Raw genomic sequence first — 563 nt, 5'->3', positions numbered from 1 at the left:
AGAATTCGGCGATCCTGCGCAGACCTTCGGCAGCGATCTCGGACCCGTCCCGGTCGAATATTTCCCGCAGCTTGCGCCGCGCGTGCGACCAGCTTGCGTCAAGCAAGCCCCGGAACGGGGGAAGAGAACAGGAAGGAGGTGAGGAATGACCTGAAACCGTTCGAAGCGATCCAGCGGGTTCGACACCCGCCCGGCAAAGGCGCAGCCCGCCAGCCGGAAGCGAGTCTTGCATGGCTGTCGGCAACGGCAGTCGTGAAGCGTAGACAGCGGGTGATGAAGCGGCGGGGAGGCAAGCCGGTGGTCCGGCAGATCACGGCCAAGGATCGGTACGCGCGGGCGCTTCATGCCGTCAAGGACTGGTGCAGACAGCACCTGCACTTGTCGCTGAAAGCCCAGCACCGGCGCCTGAGCCGCATGATGCAGGGACACTATGCCTACTACGGGATCACGGGCAACGGACGGCGTCTGAGGTGGTATCTCCATCAAGTCGAGCGCATATGGAAAGCATCGCTGTCACGGCGAAGCCGATCCGGAAAGCTGACTTGGGACCGCATGGGACAGGT

General features: G+C 63.2%; 1 pseudogene. It reads left to right on the top strand.

Features of this window, described 5'->3' with window-relative positions:
• Positions 1–138: 138 nt before the first annotated feature.
• Positions 139–563 (top strand): annotated as a pseudogene (locus HCC78_RS33475) (hypothetical protein); the annotation flags it as partial.

This window comes from Mangrovicoccus sp. HB161399 (assembly GCF_013184745.1).
Taxonomy (GTDB): domain Bacteria; phylum Pseudomonadota; class Alphaproteobacteria; order Rhodobacterales; family Rhodobacteraceae; genus Mangrovicoccus.
Note: the sequence above shows the minus strand (reverse complement) of the source record. Positions and strands in the feature narration are given on the sequence as shown.